The organism is Pantoea alhagi (genome assembly GCF_002101395.1).
GTDB lineage: Bacteria > Pseudomonadota > Gammaproteobacteria > Enterobacterales > Enterobacteriaceae > Mixta > Mixta alhagi.
This window is the reverse complement of record NZ_CP019706.1, coordinates 1793492-1812819: the sequence shown is the minus strand read 5'-3', so window position 1 is coordinate 1812819 and position 19328 is coordinate 1793492. Positions and strand designations below refer to the sequence as shown.

Annotated in this window: 15 protein-coding genes; 4 read left to right on the top strand and 11 right to left on the bottom strand. The window is 54.4% G+C overall.

Features of this window, described 5'->3' with window-relative positions; all coding sequences use genetic code 11:
* Positions 1–8: 8 nt before the first annotated feature.
* From rfbB to trxA, 7 genes are all read right to left on the bottom strand, one after another.
* Positions 9–1082: a dTDP-glucose 4,6-dehydratase gene (gene rfbB / locus B1H58_RS08485; RefSeq protein ID WP_085069441.1), complete on the bottom strand. Its 1074-nt coding sequence runs from the start codon at positions 1080–1082 to the stop codon at positions 9–11.
* Positions 1079–2341 carry a UDP-N-acetyl-D-mannosamine dehydrogenase gene (wecC, locus tag B1H58_RS08480; protein ID WP_085069440.1) on the bottom strand — a complete coding sequence of 421 codons (1263 nt, stop codon included), beginning with the start codon at positions 2339–2341 and terminating at the stop codon, positions 1079–1081. Before wecC ends, rfbB begins: the two co-directional genes overlap by 4 nt.
* Positions 2338–3468 carry a non-hydrolyzing UDP-N-acetylglucosamine 2-epimerase gene (gene wecB, locus B1H58_RS08475; protein WP_085069439.1) on the bottom strand — a complete coding sequence of 377 codons (1131 nt, stop codon included), beginning with the start codon at positions 3466–3468 and terminating at the stop codon, positions 2338–2340. Before wecB ends, wecC begins: the two co-directional genes overlap by 4 nt.
* Before the next feature lie 57 nt (positions 3469–3525).
* A complete protein-coding gene (gene wzzE / locus B1H58_RS08470; protein WP_085069438.1) occupies positions 3526–4557 on the bottom strand; it encodes an ECA polysaccharide chain length modulation protein in 1032 nt (343 codons plus the stop codon).
* Positions 4558–4585: 28 nt separating this feature from the next.
* Positions 4586–5668, bottom strand: a complete 1083-nt coding sequence (wecA, locus tag B1H58_RS08465; RefSeq protein ID WP_085069437.1) for a UDP-N-acetylglucosamine--undecaprenyl-phosphate N-acetylglucosaminephosphotransferase — start codon at positions 5666–5668, stop codon at positions 4586–4588.
* A 288-nt stretch (positions 5669–5956) separates the two neighbouring features.
* Complete coding sequence (rho, locus tag B1H58_RS08460; protein ID WP_038628983.1) at positions 5957–7216, bottom strand: transcription termination factor Rho; 1260 nt, start codon at positions 7214–7216, stop codon at positions 5957–5959.
* Between the two features lie 339 nt (positions 7217–7555).
* Positions 7556–7888, bottom strand: a complete 333-nt coding sequence (gene trxA, locus B1H58_RS08455; RefSeq protein WP_085069436.1) for a thioredoxin TrxA — start codon at positions 7886–7888, stop codon at positions 7556–7558.
* A 117-nt stretch (positions 7889–8005) separates the two neighbouring features.
* On the opposite strand from trxA, the gene rhlB reads away from it, so the two are divergent.
* Positions 8006–9298, top strand: a complete 1293-nt coding sequence (rhlB, locus tag B1H58_RS08450; protein WP_085069435.1) for an ATP-dependent RNA helicase RhlB — start codon at positions 8006–8008, stop codon at positions 9296–9298.
* 7 nt (positions 9299–9305) lie between these two features.
* Positions 9306–10790: an exopolyphosphatase gene (gene ppx / locus B1H58_RS08445; RefSeq protein ID WP_085069434.1), complete on the top strand. Its 1485-nt coding sequence runs from the start codon at positions 9306–9308 to the stop codon at positions 10788–10790.
* Positions 10791–10827: 37 nt separating this feature from the next.
* Here ppx and rep read toward each other — a convergent pair whose 3' ends face one another.
* Positions 10828–12852: a DNA helicase Rep gene (rep, locus tag B1H58_RS08440; RefSeq protein WP_085069433.1), complete on the bottom strand. Its 2025-nt coding sequence runs from the start codon at positions 12850–12852 to the stop codon at positions 10828–10830.
* A gap of 83 nt (positions 12853–12935) precedes the next feature.
* On the opposite strand from rep, the gene ppiC reads away from it, so the two are divergent.
* Positions 12936–13217: a peptidylprolyl isomerase PpiC gene (gene ppiC / locus B1H58_RS08435; protein ID WP_038628993.1), complete on the top strand. Its 282-nt coding sequence runs from the start codon at positions 12936–12938 to the stop codon at positions 13215–13217.
* Positions 13218–13406: 189 nt separating this feature from the next.
* On the opposite strand, the gene ilvC is transcribed toward ppiC, so the two are convergent.
* Positions 13407–14882, bottom strand: coding sequence for a ketol-acid reductoisomerase (gene ilvC / locus B1H58_RS08430; protein ID WP_085069431.1), 1476 nt, complete (start codon positions 14880–14882; stop codon positions 13407–13409).
* A 165-nt stretch (positions 14883–15047) separates the two neighbouring features.
* Here ilvC and ilvY point away from each other — a divergent pair, with 165 nt between their 5' ends.
* Positions 15048–15929, top strand: coding sequence for an HTH-type transcriptional activator IlvY (ilvY, locus tag B1H58_RS08425; RefSeq protein WP_085069429.1), 882 nt, complete (start codon positions 15048–15050; stop codon positions 15927–15929).
* Here the strand turns inward: ilvY and ilvA are convergent, their stop codons facing one another.
* Entirely contained in the window at positions 15930–17474 is a 1545-nt protein-coding gene (ilvA, locus tag B1H58_RS08420; protein ID WP_085069428.1) for a threonine ammonia-lyase, biosynthetic, read from the bottom strand.
* Between the two features lie 2 nt (positions 17475–17476).
* Positions 17477–19327 (bottom strand): dihydroxy-acid dehydratase, encoded by a 1851-nt coding sequence (gene ilvD / locus B1H58_RS08415; RefSeq protein WP_085069426.1) that lies wholly within the window; start codon positions 19325–19327, stop codon positions 17477–17479.
* Position 19328 lies beyond the last annotated feature (1 nt).

Below are 19328 nucleotides of genomic sequence, written 5' to 3'. Positions count from 1 at the left end.
GATTCGCCTCAGTGAGGGGAAGAAAGCCCGAGCCGCTCGCCCTGATAGCTGCCATCAAGAATGCTGCGCCACCATTTCTCATGACTCAAATACCACTGCACCGTTTTACGCAGACCGCTTTCAAACGTCTCCTGCGGACGCCAGCCCAGCTCGCGCTCGATTTTTCCGGCATCAATCGCGTAGCGCTGATCATGACCAGGGCGGTCGGTAACAAAGGTAATCAGATCGCGGAAGTGCGCAATGCCCGCCGGTTTGGTCGGCGTCAGCTCTTCCAGCAGGTCGCAAAGCATATTTACAACGTCGATATTACGCTGTTCGTTATGACCGCCAATATTATAGGTTTCTCCGGCCTGGCCAGTGCTCACTACGGTTACCAGCGCACGCGCGTGATCTTCCACATATAGCCAGTCGCGAATCTGTCCACCATCGCCATAAACCGGCAGCGGTTTGCCTGCCAGCGCATTGATAATCATCAGCGGAATAAGCTTTTCGGGAAAATGGTAAGGACCATAGTTGTTAGAACAGTTGGTCACGATAACCGGCAGGCCGTAGGTGCGCATCCAGGCCCGAACCAGGTGGTCGCTGCTGGCTTTACTGGCGGAATAAGGGCTGCTGGGCGCGTAAGGCGTGGTTTCGGTAAAGAAGTCATCGCTGCCGTGCAGATCGCCAAACACTTCATCGGTGGAAATATGATGGAAAACAAACGCCGCCTGCTTTTCAGCTGACAGGCCGCGCCAGTAATGACGCGCCGCTTCCAGCAACTGCCAGGTGCCGACAATATTGGTTTCAATAAATGGCCAGGAGCTGTCGATAGAGCGATCAACGTGGCTTTCCGCCGCCAGATGCATAATGCAGTCGGGCTGATAGCGCGTCAGCAGGCGATCCAGCGCGGCGCGATCGCAAATATCGACTTGCTCAAAAGCAAAGCGATCGCTATCCGCAACCGGAGCCAACGAAGAGAGATTGCCCGCGTAGGTCAGCTTATCGACCACCACCACCCGGTGTCCGGTATGCTGGATAAGATGGCGAACCACCGCCGAACCGATAAAGCCTGCGCCGCCGGTAACCAGAAATTGTTTCATCGCCATACTCCTTTCGTGTCCACTACCCAACGCTGGGAGACCTGCTCGCCGCTTACCGCTTTAAAGGCGTGGTGATCAACCAGCATCACCAGAACATCCGCCTGCGTAAGCGCCTGATCCAGCGTTACCAGTGTCGCTTCACTAGCCAGCACCGCCGGGATCTGCTGCACGTTAGGCTCCACCACCCAGGTCGTACCGCTATGCCAGGAGGCGACCAGATGCGCGACTTCCATCGCCGGGCTTTCCCGTAAATCGTCAATGTTAGGTTTAAAGGCCAGGCCAAAGCAGGCAATGGTTAATTCGCTGGCGCGCTTGCCGCTCTCGCTCAGGCAGTCGGCAACCGCTGCTTTCACTTGATCCAGCACCCAGTGCGGCTTGGCGTCGTTCACTTCACGCGCGGTGCGGATAAGACGCGCCAGCTCTGGATTCTGCGCGACGATAAACCAGGGATCGACCGCAATACAGTGACCGCCGACGCCCGGCCCCGGCTGCAGAATATTGACGCGCGGGTGACGGTTGGCCAGCGCTATCAGTTCCCACACGTTGATGCCCTGCTGCGCGCAAATCAGCGACAATTCGTTGGCAAAAGCGATATTGACGTCACGGAAGCTGTTTTCGGTCAGCTTGCACATCTCAGCGGTGCGGGCATTGGTTACTACGCATTCGCCCTCAAGAAAAATGCGGTACAGCTCGCTGGCGCGCTCAGAGCAGGCTGGCGTCATGCCGCCGATCACGCGATCGTTTTTAATCAGCTCAACCATTACCTGACCGGGCAGCACCCGCTCAGGACAGTAGGCGATGTGAATATCGGGGCTATTCGGCTGCTGCTGTGGAAACGATAAATCAGGACGCGCTTCAGCCAGCCAGTCCGCCATCTGTTCCGTAGCACCGACCGGCGAGGTGGATTCCAGGATCACTAAATCGCCCGGCTTTAACACCGGTGCAAGCGACAGCGCGGCCGCCTGAACATAGGTCATATCAGGCTGATGGTCGCCTTTAAACGGCGTGGGGACAGCGATCAAAAACGCATCGGCCGCTACCGGCTGCGTGGCGGCACGAAGAAACCCCTGCTGTACGGCCTGCTTAACTACCGTATCCAGATCTGGTTCGACGATATGAATTTCGCCACGGTTTATGGTCTCAACAGCGTGTGCGTTGATATCAATTCCCACAACATGCTGCTGGCGCGATGCAAACGCGGCGGCGGTAGGCAGCCCGATATAGCCCAGGCCAATAACCGAAATCGTTCTAAAACTCATAATGTTACTCTGTGATTTTTTAACGCCTGCAGAATGCGGGCGCAGGCATGACCATCGCCATACGGATTATGCGCATGGCTCATCGCCTGCCAGGCTTCTTCATGGGTGAGCAGATGGGTAACCTCTGCCACAATCTTCTCTTCGCGGGTTCCAACCAGGCGCACCGTTCCGGCCTCAATCGCCTCGGGACGCTCCGTGGTTTCGCGCATGACCAGAACCGGTTTACCCAGCGAAGGCGCTTCTTCCTGAATGCCGCCGGAGTCGGTCAGAATGAGCCAGGCCCGATTCATCAGCCAGACAAAGGGTAAATACTCCTGCGGCTCAATAAGAATAATATTGTCGATGCCGCTCAGGATACGTTTAACGGGCTCGCTGACGTTGGGGTTCAGGTGCACCGGGTAAACAATCTGGATATCAGGATGCTGACGCGCCAGCGTCGCCAGCGCGCTGCAAATGCGCTCAAAACCGTCGCCAAAGCTTTCACGGCGGTGTCCGGTAACCAGAATTAGCTTTTTCGCCGCATCAAGAAAAGGATAATGCGCGGCCAGGCTCTCGTGGTGCTGGCGATCGGAGAGAATGCGATCGCGCACCCAGAACAGCGCATCAATAACCGTATTGCCGGTAACAAATATCTGCTTATCCGACAGGTTTTCCCGCAACAGGTTCTGCCGTGAATATTCAGTAGGGGTAAAATGCCACGTAGCCAGATGGCCGGTCAGTTTACGGTTCGCTTCCTCAGGCCATGGCGAATAGAGATCGCCGGTACGCAGTCCGGCCTCAACATGCCCCACCGGGATGCGATGATAAAAAGCGGCCAGGCTGGCTGCCAGCGTTGTGGTGGTATCGCCATGAACCAGCACGACATCAGGACGGAAAGAGGCAAATACGCCTTTTAGCCCCTCCAGTATCCGGCTGGTGATTTCCGTCAGTCCCTGCTCCGGACGCATAATATCCAGATCATAGTCCGGCTTTAGCGTGAAAAGGCGCAGAACCTGATCGAGCATCTCGCGATGCTGGGCCGTCACACACAGGCGGGCATCAAATGCGGCATCGTTCGCCAGCGCATGCACCAGCGGAGCCATTTTGATGGCTTCCGGCCTCGTGCCAAAAACGGTAAGTACTTTCACTGTTTTTCTCTTCGTTCGTTAGCCGTGTCAGTCACAGCGACACCTGCAACGCGCGTATCAGGCACGAGGACGGCGAATAAGGGCAACGCCTGCACCCACCAACGCGCCAATGGCGCCCCACATAATCATAACGAAAGTCCGGCGCGGACTGTCGCGCTTCACTGGCTCTTCCGGGGTGCGTAAATAGCGGTAGGTCTGAAACTTCTGCTCAAGCGTAGGCCCAACGTTCAACGTATCGAGCATGGCCCGATTTTGATCATAGTCCAGATCGTAGGTCGGCCCATTCGCCTGCAGGTTTTCCAGGCGCGCCTGCAGCATCGGCCTGCCAAGCAAAAAGAGTTCTGAATCGGGCAGCTGCTCCGATGGCGTACTGGTTTTCGCCTGGTCGATCCCCTGCTGTTGCGCAATTTTTAGCGCCTGCTCTACGCTGCGTAACTGCCGTTGATACACCGCATTGGCCACCTTTTCCTGCCGTTTTACCTGCGCTTTCAGCTGAACGGTACGCGCCGCCCAGGCCGCCGTCAGCTCCTGATTTAAATGACGCGCCGCGCGTTCGCTGGCGAAAGCGACATACTGACGCAGCAGATTGTTGGCATCTACTGCGGTTTCCGCTACCAGCCTGACGCTATCGCTCAGGTTTTTCGCGCTGTCCGCAGGGCTGAACTGAATATTGCTGACCATTTCGTCCAGCAGCGCGGCATCTTTATGGACGTTGCCGCTTTTGCGGTGCTTATAGTAATCAGTTTGTAGCCAGAATTCGCGCCGCGTGTCCCATGAAGAGAGTTGCATAATAAATTCCTGGTAGGCATCGTCCATTACCGAGGGCTGCGGTACCGTCAGCGCGGTGACGCCATTACGGTTATCCAGGTTGCGTAAGAATTGCTGCTGCGAGTAGTAGCCGCCAATCATATTCACTGTGGGACGATCGGTGATCGCCGTGGTGCTCCACTCCTGTTTAACCAGCAGAGACCAGATAAACGCCAGTAGCATGCCCAACAGCGCCAGCCCAATAATCCAGCGCTTGCCGCGCCACAGCGCGCAAAACAGGCCACGAATATCCAATTCGTTATCCACGAAGTCTGAGGTCATATGCAGGGTATCCTTGTCCAGAGGGCGCTTAGCCCAGGTGCTTATTTTTATTAGCGCGACGCAGGCGGCGCTTGAGACGTTTGATCATGCGGGCAACACGCCAGGCGCGCTTGATGCAGTAGCCATAGAGGACGAAAGCAAACAGAAACAGCAGCAGCATCACCCACTCAGGGATAAACGCCAGGTACTCACCCAATACGCCTACGCCAGCCAGTAGCGCGGCGGCAAGCGTGATCAGCACAAACGCCTGTCGTGAAGTAAACCCGGCGCGCATGATCAAATGATGAATATGCTGACGATCGGCAGAGAAAGGACTCATTCCTTTACGCAGTCGGCGATACATGATCGCCACCATATCCATCAGCGGAATGGCAATCAGCCACAGCGCCGTAACCGGCGTAATGGGGTGCGTAACGCCCTGGGTAGTTTCCAGCAGGATCCAGATAATGGTAAAGCCAATCAGCGTACTGCCCGCATCGCCCATAAACACTTTATAGCGTTTACCGAAAACGCCCAGATTAAGGAGAATATAGGGAAGCGTGGCGGCAATCATGGCAAAGCACCACATCGCCAGGCTGTGCTGGCCGTCGAAAAAGAGGATGATGCCCATTGCGCCAAAGGTCACGCAGGACAAACCGCCCAGCAGACCATCGATGCCGTCAACCATATTGAAGGCATTGATTGCCGCCCAAACGGCAAACAGCGTCAGCACATAGCCAAATGGCCCGACAACCAGTTCCATTGGCCCGATAATATAGCCAAGACTGAGCAAGTAGAGTTTGCCCACCACCATCATCACTATCGCGATAGCAGCCTGCACGACCGCACGGATTTTGACGCTAATGTCAAAACGGTCATCCAGCGCCCCAACCAATACCAGCACACCAGCACAGGCCAGATAGAGTATCGCATGGGGCAAATAATAATTGGTGATAACAAAAGTAAAGCAGATGCCTGCATAAACGGAGATGCCGCCAACCAGCGGAATCAGTCCCTGATGACGTTTACGATAATTCGGGCGGTCAACCAGGCCGACTTTTTTAGCTGCTTTGCGGGCAAAGAAAATAAATGCCAGTGAAAACAGAAAAATTAGACCAAGCTCGGTACTCATGGTGAGTAAATTCACATTAACAACTCTCAGCTAAGACACCGGGTAAATATAAGCAATAATTATGCCTGCCACCCTGACTGACGTCCTGATAATGCGATTTGGCCGCACGACCGCTGGTTATTTAAGCAAAAGAGCCTGCTTTTATTACACTTAGCGACCGGTGACGTCCGACAGTCGCTTTATCCTATAGCCCAAAAATAAAAAACGCCACGTCTGAGCGTGGCGTTACCCGAGTTTTCTTACCGTGCTAAAGGGCTTTGAACTCACCCTGACGCAACGGCTAAAAAATTATGAGCGTTTCATCATGTCGAAGAATTCATCGTTGGTCTTGGTCATGGCCAACTTATTGATGAGGAATTCCATCGCGTCGATTTCGCCCATCGGGTGAATAATCTTGCGCAGGATCCACATCTTCTGCAGCTCTTCCTGGGAAGTGAGCAGTTCTTCTTTACGCGTACCGGAACGGTTGTAGTCGATAGCCGGGAAGACGCGTTTTTCAGCGATTTTACGTGCGAGATGCAGTTCCATGTTACCGGTGCCTTTGAACTCTTCGTAAATCACTTCGTCCATCTTCGAACCGGTGTCTACCAGCGCGGTAGCGATGATGGTCAGGCTGCCGCCCTCTTCCACGTTACGCGCCGCACCAAAGAAGCGTTTCGGACGATGCAGGGCGTTTGCATCCACACCACCGGTCAGAACCTTACCGGAAGCCGGCACGACGGTGTTGTAAGCACGCGCCAGACGCGTGATGGAGTCGAGCAGAATAATAACGTCTTTTTTATGCTCAACCAGGCGCTTGGCCTTTTCGATCACCATTTCGGCAACCTGAACGTGACGAGATGCTGGCTCATCAAAGGTAGAAGCAACCACTTCGCCTTTGACCAGACGCTGCATCTCGGTCACTTCTTCAGGACGTTCGTCAATCAGCAGTACCATCAGCACGCAGTCAGGATGGTTGTAGGCAATGCTCTGCGCGATATTCTGCAGCAGCATGGTTTTACCCGCTTTCGGCGGTGCAACAATCAGACCACGCTGGCCACGGCCAATCGGTGAAGCCAGATCCAGCACGCGTGCGGTCAGGTCTTCTGTTGAGCCGTTACCGCGCTCCATACGTAAACGAGAGTTCGCATGCAGCGGCGTCAGGTTTTCAAACAGAATCTTACTGCGCGCATTTTCCGGTTTGTCGTAGTTGACCTCGTTAACCTTCAGCAGTGCAAAGTAACGCTCGCCCTCTTTCGGCGGACGAATTTTGCCTGAAATGGTATCACCAGTGCGAAGGTTAAAGCGGCGAATTTGGCTGGGGGAAACATAGATGTCGTCAGGACCGGCGAGGTAGGAGCTGTCTGCGGAGCGGAGGAAACCAAATCCGTCCTGCAGTATCTCCAGTACGCCATCACCGAAGATATCCTCACCGCTTTTCGCGTGTTGTTTGAGGATAGCAAAAATGATGTCCTGCTTACGCATGCGCGCCAGGTTTTCCAGCCCCATGTTCTCGCCAAGAGTAATCAGCTCTGAAACCGGCGTATTTTTTAGTTCGGTAAGATTCATAATGGTGGGTTCTTAAACTCGGGGTATATCTCGAAAAGGTTGTCGTGAATGGTATGGCAAAAGAAGGTCCATGCCCGTTAATGGCTCCGTTTCCGTGTCTGCTCGATGATCTTATGCGTGAATGCCGATCTGAAAACGAGGAGACGGTTGAAAACAGATGCCGGAAATTGTGATGCTAACCGTCAGATTGTTGAGGCACTGGGAAGATAACGCCAGCGTTCAACAAGGGAAACAAACTACAGGTAAGTTCGTAATGCAGTAGATTTAACTTAGCACGCTTCATGCCGGGCGTCTAGCGGTCTGACAAAAATTACTCTGACCGCCAGCGCCGGCAATGAATCAGCTCAGGTTCGCGTTCAGGAACTCTTTGAGCTGGCCTTTCGACAGCGCGCCAACTTTGGTCGCTGCAACTTCACCATTTTTAAACAGCAGCAGCGTCGGGATGCCGCGAATACCGTATTTCGGCGCCGTTTCCGGGTTCTCATCGATATTCAGTTTGGCAATGGTCAGCTTACCGTCATACTCTTCTGCTACTTCGTCGAGGATCGGGGCGATCATTTTGCACGGACCACACCATTCTGCCCAGAAGTCCACCAGCGTTAAACCTTCGGCTTTCAGCACGTCGGTTTCAAAGCTATTGTCGGTTAGATGAACGATTTTATCGCTGCTCATGTCTTACTCCACAAGATTATGCCTGGCTGGTTGGCGTAAAATCTGCCAACGTAGGTTGACTTTATTTCACCGGATACGCTTTCGTAAAGCAATAGTAAGCTGATATTCTACCACACTATGAGCAAAACACACTTAACCGAACAGAAGTTTTCCGACTTCGCCCTGCACCCACAGGTTATCGAAGCCCTTGAAAAGAAAGGCTTCCATAATTGTACGCCTATCCAGGCGTTAGCATTGCCCCTTACACTGGAAGGGCGCGATGTCGCGGGCCAGGCGCAAACCGGAACCGGCAAAACGATGGCGTTTTTAACGTCAACGTTCCATTATTTGCTTTCTCACCCTGCAGCCGAAGGCCGTCAGATCAATCAGCCACGCGCGCTGATTATGGCTCCGACGCGCGAACTGGCGGTACAGATTCATGCTGATGCTGAACCACTGGCGCAGTCTACCGGCCTGAAGCTGGGTCTCGCCTATGGCGGCGATGGCTATGACAAACAGCTAAAAGTGCTGGAAAAAGGCGTCGATATCCTGGTGGGCACCACCGGTCGCCTGATCGATTACGCTAAGCAGAACCACATTAACCTGGGCGCAATTCAGGTGGTGGTGCTGGATGAGGCCGATCGCATGTTTGATCTGGGCTTCATTAAAGATATTCGCTGGCTGTTCCGCCGTATGCCTGCGGCAAATCAGCGTCTGAGCATGTTGTTCTCCGCCACGCTTTCTTATCGCGTACGCGAGCTGGCGTTTGAGCATATGAACAACGTCGAACATATCGAAATCGAGCCGGATCAGAAAACGGGCCACCGCATTCAGGAGGAGCTGTTCTACCCTTCTAATAAAGAAAAGATGCGCCTGCTGCAAACGCTTATTGAAGAAGAGTGGCCGGACCGCGCCATTATTTTCGCCAATACCAAACATCGTTGCGAAGATATCTGGGGCCATCTGGCAGCAGATGGACATCGTGTAGGCCTGTTGACCGGCGACGTAGCGCAGAAAAAACGCCTGCGTATCCTGGAAGACTTTACCCGTGGCGACGTAGACATTCTGGTCGCGACCGATGTTGCCGCACGTGGTCTGCATATTCCGGCAGTGACGCACGTCTTTAACTACGATCTGCCTGACGACTGCGAAGATTACGTTCACCGTATCGGTCGTACCGGACGTGCCGGCGCCAGCGGTCACTCTATCAGCCTCGCCTGTGAAGAGTACGCGCTGAACCTGCCTGCCATCGAAGAGTATATCGGTCACGGCATCCCGGTGAGTAAATATAACAGCGACGCGTTGATGACCGATCTTCCGCCGCCGAAACGCCTGACGCGTAACCGTCCGGGTAGCGGTCCGCGCCGTGCTGCGGGCAACAACCGTCGCAGCGGTGCACCGCGTAACAATAACCGTAAACGTTCAGGTTAATCACACCATGTTCAGCGCGTCGTCACTTTATGCTGCGATTGATTTGGGCTCTAACAGCTTTCATATGTTAGTGGTGCGCGAGGTGGCGGGAAATATTCAGACCGTTGCCCGCATCAAGCGTAAAGTGCGCCTCGCCGCCGGCCTTAACAGCGCCGGAGAGCTTTCTGAAGAAGCGATGGAGCGAGGCTTACAGTGCCTGAGGCTGTTTTCAGAGCAGCTACAGGATATCCCTGCCGATCAGATTCGTGTGGTTGCCACCGCAACGCTGCGTCTGGCGACTAACGCGAAACATTTCCTTGCCCAGGCCGAAGCGATTCTTGGCTGTTTAGTTAACGTTATTAGCGGCGAAGAAGAAGCGCGGCTGATTTACCAGGGCGTAGCGCATACAACCGGTGGTTCTGATGAACGCCTGGTGGTAGATATCGGCGGCGGTAGCACCGAACTGGTTACCGGAACCGGCGCGCAAACAACCGCGCTGTTTAGCCTGTCTATGGGCTGCGTCACCTGGCTGGAGCGTTATTTCGCTGACCGGCATTTAGGTAAAAAGAACTTTGAGCAGGCGGAACAGGCCGCTCGCGCCATGATTCAGCCTGTCGCGGGACGATTACGCGATCAGGGCTGGCAAATTTGCGTGGGCGCTTCTGGCACCGTGCAGGCGCTACAGGAAATCATGGTAGCGCAGGGCATGGATGAGCGTATTACGCTGGATAAACTACAGCAGCTTAAACAGCGTGCGATCAAATGCGGCAAGCTCGAAGAGCTGGAGATCGAAGGCCTGACGCTGGAGCGGGCACTGGTTTTCCCCAGCGGCCTCTCTATTCTGATTGCTATCTTTGAAGAATTAAATATTGAAAGCATGACCTTGGCAGGCGGCGCTCTGCGTGAAGGCTTGCTGTACGGTATGCTGCACTACCCGGTCGATCGGGATATTCGTAGCCGAACCATCCACAATATTCAGCGTCGTTTTATCATTGACGTTGAACAGGCGGAGCGCGTACGTCAGCTGGCGATGAGCTTTGTCCAGCAGGTAAGCCCGCACTGGAAGCTGGATGCTTACTGTCGTGAACTGCTGGAAAACGCCTGTCTGATCCATGAAATCGGTCTGAGCGTGGATTTCCGTCTTGCCACCCAGCACGCCGCTTATCTGGTGCGCCATCTTGATCTGCCCGGATTTACGCCCGCGCAGAAAAAGCTGTTGGCCACGCTGTTGCAGAATCAAAGTAACGGTATCGACCTGGCGCTGCTGAACCAGCAAAACGCTGTGCCGCCCCGCATGGCGGAACGGATGTGTCGGCTGCTGCGTCTGGCGGTGATTTTCGCCAGCCGTCGTCGTGATGACAGCTTGCCAACGGTGCAGTTGCACAGTGAAGACGAGGCGCTACAGGTGCTGTTGCCGTCAGGCTGGTTGCAGGCTCACCCGCTGGGCGCGGAGATGCTGGAGCAGGAGAGCCGCTGGCAATCCTATGTGCACTGGCCGCTCAGGATAATTTAGCGGTTGGGCTGCGTCATTACAGACGCAGCCGTCTCTGTCAGGTTCCTTTCCTGGCTTTATCCAGCATCGCACGCAAACCGGCAACCCGACTTTGCCCGGTTTTCATGCGCTCTTCCGCACTGACAACTTTACGTTCGGTTTCCCACATCAGATCATCCTGCGGCAATTCCAGCAAAAAACGGCTGGGCTGCGGACGTACCAGTTCGCCATATTGCCGACGCTCACGGCACAGCGTGAACGTAAGCTCTTTTTGCGCGCGGGTAATGCCAACGTAGGCCAGCCGCCGCTCTTCCTCGATGTTATCTTCATCGATGCTGCTTTGATGCGGCAACAGTCCCTCTTCCATGCCGACCAGGTAGACATAAGGAAACTCCAGACCTTTCGACGCGTGCAGCGTCATTAGCTGAACCTGATCTAACTCCTCATCGCTTTCGCCGCGCTCCATCATGTCGCGCAGTGTAAAACGGGTTACCACCTGCGTCAGCGTCATTGGCTCATCCAGTTCGCTGCCTTCCAGCATTTCCGTCATCCACTGAAAGAGTGTATTGACGTTTTTCATGCGCATTTCAGCGGCTTTCGGGCTGGCGGACGTTTCAAACAGCCAGCTTTCGTAGTCGATGCCGCGAATGAGATCGCGTACCGCATTTATCGGCTCCCGCTCCGCCAGCTGGGCAATTTCCCGTAGCCAGCCGGTAAAACGCTGCAGATTTTCCAGGTTGCGCCCGGTCAGCGTTTGGCCGAGTCCTAAATCAAAGCTGGCGCTGAACAGGCTTTTGTTACGCTGATTCGCCCATTCGCCCAGCTTTTGCAGCGTTGCCGGGCCAATCTCACGACGCGGCGTATTGATAATACGTAAAAAAGCGCTGTCATCATCCGGATTGGTTAATACGCGCAGGTAGGCCAGCAGATCCTTGATTTCAGGACGTGAAAAGAAGGATGTCCCGCCCGAAATACGGTAGGGAATGCGATTTTGCATCAGCATCTTTTCAAATACGCGCGACTGATGGTTGCCGCGATAAAGAATGGCGTAATCTTTGTACTGCGTTTTGTTAATAAAATGGTGCGCAATAAGCTCGCCGGTCACGCGCTCCGCCTCATGATCTTCATGATTCGCGCTCAGCACTTTAAGCTCGGCGCCGTAGCCCAGCTGTGAAAACAGACGCTTTTCAAACACGTGCGGATTATTGGCGATCAAAATATTCGCCGCTTTCAGGATGCGCTCGGTGGAGCGATAGTTCTGCTCCAGCTTAATCACCTGCAGCGCCGGAAAGTCCTCTTTCAGCAGCACCAGGTTTTGCGGCCGCGCGCCGCGCCAGGAGTAGATCGACTGATCGTCGTCACCGACCACGGTAAAGCGCGCACGCGCACCGACCAACAGCTTTACCAGCTCATACTGGCTGGTGTTAGTATCCTGATACTCATCCACCAGCAGATAGCGAATGCGCTGCTGCCAGCGTTCACGTACCTCCTGATTGCGTTGCAACAATAGCGTCGGCAACAGGATTAAGTCATCGAAGTCCAGCACGTTACAGGATTTAAGATGACGATCGTACAGTTCATAACAGTGAGCAAAGATACGATCCCGCTCTGACTGCGCCCGCGCCTGAGCATGCGCGGGATCAATCAGATCGTTTTTCCAGTTGGAAATGGTAGAAACCAGCAGCTGCAGCAGATTTTTATCATTTTCCAGCCACTGCTCGGTTAAATCTTTTAGCAGCGCCAGCTGATCCTGGTCATCAAACAGGGAAAAGTTGGATTTCATTCCCAGCGCGGCATATTCGCGTTTGATAATTTCCAGTCCCAGCGTGTGGAAGGTGGAGATCATCAGCCCGCGCGCTTCTTTTCGGCCCAGGGTTTGCGCCACGCGCTCTTTCATTTCGCGTGAGGCTTTATTGGTAAAGGTGACCGCCGCAATATGGCGAGCCTGATAGCCGCACTCACGGATCAGATGGGCAATTTTATTGGTAATGACGCGCGTCTTGCCGGAACCCGCGCCCGCCAGCACCAGGCACGGGCCGGTGACATATTCGACGGCTTGTTGTTGGCTGGGATTCAGACGCATAGAAGTACTCAGTGAAAATAAGGAGGGTTAACTAACAGCGTGGTAGTATATCCAGCAGCATCCATACGACTCAAGGCACGATCATGGCAAAAACCGCAGCGGCAATGCATATCCTTGTAAAAGAAGAGAAACTGGCTCAGGAGTTGTTAGCGCAGCTGGAAAAAGGCGCAGACTTTGAAAAACTGGCGAAGAAACACTCAACCTGTCCGAGCGGACGTAAAGGTGGACACCTGGGCGAGTTTAAAAAAGGGGCAATGGTGCCGGCTTTCGATAAAGTCGTTTTTTCCTGCCCTCTGCTGACACCTTACGGACCTCTGCACACCCAGTTTGGCTATCACATCATCAAGGTGCTGTACCGCAATTAAAAAAAACCGGTGTTGAACACACCGGTTTTTGTCTGTTTCCACTTTGCTTATCAAGTCCGGGCCACAGGGCCTCCGCTATGGCGTTCGTCCTGCAGCAAGGCGGCAGGCAAGAACAGCCCCAGCAGCACAGATAACGGTGTGCTGGGGCGTGCAAACATGGTCAAAACAGCGGCAAGCTAAAAGACGCTATCAGCCCGCGACAGAAATACGTTTCATATCGGTCATATAACCACGCAGTTTACGTCCCACCGCCTCGATCGGGTGATTACGTACCGCTTCGTTAACGTCACGCAGCTGAGCGTTATCTACTGCGGCTGGCGCAACCTCTTTGCCTAAGTCACCCGCCTGAAGCGTGGTCATGAACTCTTTCAGCAACGGCACGGCGGCGTTAGCAAACAGGTAATTGCCATATTCAGCGGTATCAGAGATTACCACGTTCATTTCATACAGACGCTTACGGGCAATGGTATTGGCGATCAGCGGCAGTTCATGCAGTGATTCATAATAAGCGGATTCTTCAATAATGCCGGAATCCACCATGGTTTCGAACGCCAGCTCAACGCCCGCTTTGACCATCGCAACCATGATTACGCCACGATCGTAATATTCCTGCTCGGAAATCTTACCCTCATACTGCGGCGAGTTTTCAAAAGCGGTCTGGCCCGTCTCTTCACGCCAGGTCAGCAGTTTCTTATCATCATTTGCCCAGTCAGCCATCATGCCGGAAGAGAATTCGCCCGAAATGATGTCATCCATATGCTTCTGGAACAGCGGTGCCATAATGGTCTTCAGCTGCTCAGAAAGCGCAAAAGCGCGCAGCTTAGCGGTGTTGGAAAGGCGATCCATCATCAGCGTTATACCGCCATGTTTCAGCGATTCGGTAATGGTCTCCCAGCCGTACTGCAGCAGCTTGCCTGCATAAGCTGGATCGGTGCCATCGGCCACCAGCTTGTCGTAGCACAGGATAGAACCTGCCTGCAGCATGCCGCAGAGAATGGTCTGCTCGCCCATCAGGTCAGATTTTACTTCGGCAACGAAGGAGGATTCCAGCACGCCCGCACGGTGACCGCCGGTCGCTGCGGCCCAGGCTTTGGCAATCGCCATACCTTCACCTTTTGGATCGTTTTCCGGGTGTACCGCAATCAGCGTCGGTACGCCAAAGCCACGCTTATACTCTTCACGCACTTCAGTACCCGGACATTTCGGCGCAACCATCACCACGGTAATGTCTTTACGGATCTCTTCACCCACCTCAACAATGTTAAAACCGTGGGAATATCCCAGCGCCGCCCCTTCTTTCATCAGCGGCTGCACAGCCTGCACCACGGCTGAATGCTGTTTGTCTGGCGTCAGGTTAACCACCAGATCGGCCTGCGGGATCAGCTCTTCATAAGTTCCGACCTTAAAACCGTTCTCGGTGGCCTTGCGCCAGGAAGCACGCTTTTCAGCAATGGCTTCGGCACGCAGCGCGTAAGAGACATCAAGACCAGAATCACGCATGTTAAGGCCCTGGTTAAGGCCCTGAGCACCACAGCCAACAATGACGACTTTTTTGCCCTTCAGGTAACTTGCTTCGTCAGCAAACTCATCACGCGTCATAAAGCGACATTTACCTAATTGCGCCAGCTGCTGACGCAGGTTCAAAGTGTTGAAATAGTTAGCCATGGGCACTCCGTTTTGAGGTTGTGTTTACCGTTATTTTTTACGCGAAGCCGGTTACAGCCTCGCCTTCTATAGCCCCATCATATGACAGGAAATCTGTTGCTTAAATTGATATATTAACAACGTCGTATTGCAATAACTGCAACGTAGAAATGAGGCCTGAATCGCATGGATTTACGAGACCTGAAGCTTTTTTTACATCTGGCGGAAAGCCGCCATTTTGGCCGCACTGCCCGCGCCATGCATGTTTCGCCCTCTACGCTTTCGCGCCAAATACAGCGACTGGAAGAGGATCTCGGCCATACCCTGTTTCTGCGTGATAACCGCACCGTTACGTTGACCGACGCTGGAGAACAACTGCGCCAGTTCGCACAGCAAACCCTATTGCAATATCAGCAGATGCGTCATGCTATGGGTCAACATGGCCCTTCACTGAGTGGCGAGCTGAAACTCTTCTGTTCCGTTACTGCCGCCTACAGTCATCTGCCGCCGATACTTGACCGCTTTCGCGCAGAACATCCGCAGGTGGAAATTAAACTCACCACCGGTGATGCTGCCGACGCCGTGGAGAAAGTCCAGACTGGCGAAGCCGAGCTGGCCATTGCCGGTCGCCCCGAAACGCTGCATGCCAGTATTGACTTCACGCCGCTGGGCCATATCCCTCTGGTATTGATTGCGCCAGCCTTACCCTGTCCGGTACGCAACCAGGCGACGCAGCCTGAACCCGACTGGACGCAGATCCCCTTCATCCTGCCGGAACAGGGCCCGGCGCGACGGCGGATCGACCTCTGGTTTCGCCGCCTGCGTATTGCCAATCCGCTTATTTACGCGACCGTTTCCGGTCATGAAGCCATTGTTTCCATGGTGGCGCTGGGTTGTGGCATCGCCCTGCTGCCGGACGTGGTGCTGGAGAATAGCCCGGAACCGGTACGCAACCGTGTTCTGGTACTGGAAGACATTGACTCAGTCGCGCCTTTTGAACTGGGCGTCTGCGTTCAAAAAAAGCGGCTCGGCGAGCCGCTGATCAAAGCGTTCTGGCAGCTGTTGTAACTAGCCAGCCAGGAAAAAACGAAACGCCGGGTTCTGGCTTTCATCATGGAAATCGTAGCCGAGCGCGGTGAGATGCTCTTCGAAACGGGGTTCATTCTCACCCAGCTCAAACGCCGCCAGCACCCGACCGTAATCGGTGCCGTGGCTACGATAATGGAACAGTGAAATATTCCAGTAAGTGCCCAGCGTTTGCAGGAACTTCAACAGCGCGCCTGGCGCCTCCGGAAATTCAAAACTGAATAAGCGTTCACGAAGCGGCTTGGAGGGACGACCGCCAACCATGTAACGAACATGCAGTTTGGCCATTTCGTCATCAGAAAGATCGACCACCTGATAGCCGCCCGCCGTTAACTCGTCGATAATTTCCCGCCGTTCTTCCCGACCGCGCGTCAAACGGACGCCAACAAAAATGCAGGCATCTCTGGCATCCGCGTAGCGATAGTTAAATTCTGTTACCGCGCGTCCGCCCAGCGTCTGACAGAACTTCAGGAAACTACCCTGCTGTTCCGGGATGGTGACAGCCAGCAACGCCTCGCGCTGCTCGCCAAGCTCACAACGCTCGGAAACATAGCGTAGCCCGTGAAAGTTAACGTTAGCGCCAGAGAGAATATGCGCCAGTCGCTCACCCTGCAGGTTATGCTGCTGGATATACTTTTTCATGCCGGCCAGCGCTAATGCTCCGGAAGGTTCCGCTACGGCGCGCACATCTTCAAACAGATCTTTCATCGCCGCACAGATGGCATCGCTATCAACGGTAACGATATCATCCAGATAGGCCTGGCACAGACGGAAGGTTTCGCTGCCAATACGCCTTACCGCCACGCCTTCAGCAAACAGCCCGACACGCGGTAAATCTACCGGCTCACCCGCTTCCAGCGCAGCCTGCAGACAGGCTGACTCGGCTGCCTCTACCGCTATTACTTTGATTTGTGGCATTAATTGTTTAATCAATACCGCCACGCCAGCAGCCAACCCACCGCCGCCCACCGGAACAAAGATACGATCAAGATGCGCATCCTGCTGCAACAGCTCCATCGCCAGCGTTCCCTGACCGGCAATGACCGCAGGATGATCGAAAGGGGGAACAAAGGTATAGCCCTGCCGCTCCGACAGCTCGATCGCTTTCGCTTTCGCCTCGTCAAAGTTGGCGCCGAACAGATAAGCCTCACCGCCAAACGCGCGTACCGCCTCAACTTTAATATCTGCTGTGGTAACGGGCATCACGATCAGTGACTTAATGCCCAGTTTGCTGGCAGAAAGCGCAACGCCCTGCGCATGATTCCCCGCAGAGGCGGTGACCACGCCTCGCGCCTTTTGCTCTTCATCCAGACCGGCAATCATCGCGTAGGCACCGCGCAGTTTAAAACTGTGTACCGGCTGACGATCTTCGCGCTTAACCAGCACCGTATTGCCAAGACGGGCAGAGAGCTTTTCCATCTTTTGCAGCGGCGTCACCTGTGCCACTTCGTAAACCGGCGAGCGCAGAACGGCACGCAGATATTCAGCGCCGCAGGGCGCGTCGGGTAACGGTTGAGACTCAGCCATCCTTAGCCTCCAAGCTTCGATTTATCACGTACTGCACCTTTATCCGCGCTGGTTGCCAGCGAGGCATAGGCGCGCAGGGCCAGCGAAACCTGACGCTGACGCGAATGCGGTGTATATGCGGCTTCCCCACGCGCCTCTTCCTGTTCACGACGCGCATGTAATTCATTGTCCGGTACATCAAGCCTGATGCCACGGTTTGGAATATCGATTTCAATCATGTCGCCATCACGCACCAGGGCGATTGTGCCGCCGCTGGCCGCTTCCGGCGAGGCATGGCCGATTGAGAGACCTGACGTACCACCAGAAAAACGTCCATCGGTGATCAGTGCGCAGCTTTTACCCAGCCCCATGGATTTCAGGTAAGTGGTCGGATAGAGCATCTCTTGCATGCCCGGTCCGCCTTTCGGCCCCTCGTAGCGAATCACCACCACATCTCCGGCCACGACTTTGCCGCCAAGGATCGCCTCAACCGCATCATCCTGACTTTCATACACTTTCGCCGGGCCACGGAATGTCAGGATCTCTTTGTCTACGCCTGCGGTTTTAACGATACAGCCATCTTCCGCCATATTGCCGTACAGTACCGCCAGACCTCCGTCCTGACTGTAAGCATATTCGCGTGAACGGATACAGCCTTCCTTACGGTCATCGTCCAGCGTGTCCCAGCGGCAATTCTGCGAGAATGCCTGGGTGGTGCGGATACCTGCCGGTCCGGCGCGGAACATTTTCTTCACTGCCTCATCCTGCGTCAGCATGATGTCGTAGTTATCCAGCGCATCACGCAGCGTCGTACCCAACACGTTATGTACGTTGGTATTCAGCAAGCCTGCGCGATCCAGCTCGCCCAGAATGCCGATAACGCCACCCGCACGGTGAACATCTTCCATATGGTATTTGGGAGTGCTGGGTGCCACTTTGCATAAATGCGGCACCACACGCGACAGGCGGTCAATATCAGAAATATTGAAATCGATTTCACCCTCTTGCGCTGCTGCCAGCAGGTGCAGAACAGTATTGGTTGAACCGCCCATGGCAATATCCAGCGTCATCGCATTTTCAAAAGCGGCTTTATTGGCGATATTGCGCGGCAGCGCGGTTTCATCATCCTGTTCGTAATAGCGTTTCGCCAGACTGACGATGCGCTTACCGGCATTAATGAACAACTCCTTGCGATCGGCATGCGTAGCCAGCAATGAACCATTGCCCGGCTGAGACAGCCCCAGCGCTTCGGTCAGGCAGTTCATGGAGTTAGCGGTAAACATGCCGGAGCAGGAGCCGCAGGTAGGACAGGCGGAACGTTCGATCTGATCGCTTTCAGCATCGCTGACATTAGGGTTCGCGCCCTGAATCATGGCATCAACCAGATCCAGCTTGATGATTTTATCGGACAGTTTGGTTTTGCCCGCTTCCATCGGTCCGCCAGAGACGAAAATAGCCGGAATATTCAGGCGCAGCGCTGCCATCATCATTCCCGGGGTGATTTTATCGCAGTTGGAAATACACACCATCGCATCGGCGCAGTGTGCATTCACCATGTACTCTACCGAGTCGGCAATGAGTTCGCGCGACGGCAGAGAATAGAGCATGCCGCCATGACCCATGGCAATACCATCATCTACCGCAATGGTATTGAATTCTTTTGCTACGCCGCCCGCCGCTTCGATCTGTTCTGCGACCAGCTTACCAAGATCGCGTAAATGAACGTGGCCCGGCACAAATTGGGTAAAGGAGTTAACGACAGCGATAATCGGTTTGCCAAAATCGGCGTCGGTCATTCCTGTGGCGCGCCACAGGGCACGGGCACCGGCCATATTACGGCCGTGAGTAGTAGTGGCGGAACGGTACTTAGGCATG

Excerpts from the sequence above, each read along its gene's own strand:
- wzzE (WP_085069438.1), bottom strand. The coding sequence starts at position 4,557 with ATGACCTCAGACTTCGTGGATAACGAATTGGATATTCGTGGCCTGTTT.
- rhlB (WP_085069435.1), top strand. The coding sequence starts at position 8,006 with ATGAGCAAAACACACTTAACCGAACAGAAGTTTTCCGACTTCGCCCTG.
- ppiC (WP_038628993.1), top strand. The coding sequence starts at position 12,936 with ATGGCAAAAACCGCAGCGGCAATGCATATCCTTGTAAAAGAAGAGAAA.
- wecC (WP_085069440.1), bottom strand. The coding sequence starts at position 2,341 with ATGAGTTTTAGAACGATTTCGGTTATTGGCCTGGGCTATATCGGGCTG.
- ilvA (WP_085069428.1), bottom strand. The coding sequence starts at position 17,474 with ATGGCTGAGTCTCAACCGTTACCCGACGCGCCCTGCGGCGCTGAATAT.
- rho (WP_038628983.1), bottom strand. The coding sequence starts at position 7,216 with ATGAATCTTACCGAACTAAAAAATACGCCGGTTTCAGAGCTGATTACT.
- ilvD (WP_085069426.1), bottom strand. The coding sequence starts at position 19,327 with ATGCCTAAGTACCGTTCCGCCACTACTACTCACGGCCGTAATATGGCC.
- rep (WP_085069433.1), bottom strand. The coding sequence starts at position 12,852 with ATGCGTCTGAATCCCAGCCAACAACAAGCCGTCGAATATGTCACCGGC.
- ilvC (WP_085069431.1), bottom strand. The coding sequence starts at position 14,882 with ATGGCTAACTATTTCAACACTTTGAACCTGCGTCAGCAGCTGGCGCAA.
- ilvY (WP_085069429.1), top strand. The coding sequence starts at position 15,048 with ATGGATTTACGAGACCTGAAGCTTTTTTTACATCTGGCGGAAAGCCGC.
- wecA (WP_085069437.1), bottom strand. The coding sequence starts at position 5,668 with ATGAGTACCGAGCTTGGTCTAATTTTTCTGTTTTCACTGGCATTTATT.
- ppx (WP_085069434.1), top strand. The coding sequence starts at position 9,306 with ATGTTCAGCGCGTCGTCACTTTATGCTGCGATTGATTTGGGCTCTAAC.
- rfbB (WP_085069441.1), bottom strand. The coding sequence starts at position 1,082 with ATGAAACAATTTCTGGTTACCGGCGGCGCAGGCTTTATCGGTTCGGCG.
- trxA (WP_085069436.1), bottom strand. The coding sequence starts at position 7,888 with ATGAGCAGCGATAAAATCGTTCATCTAACCGACAATAGCTTTGAAACC.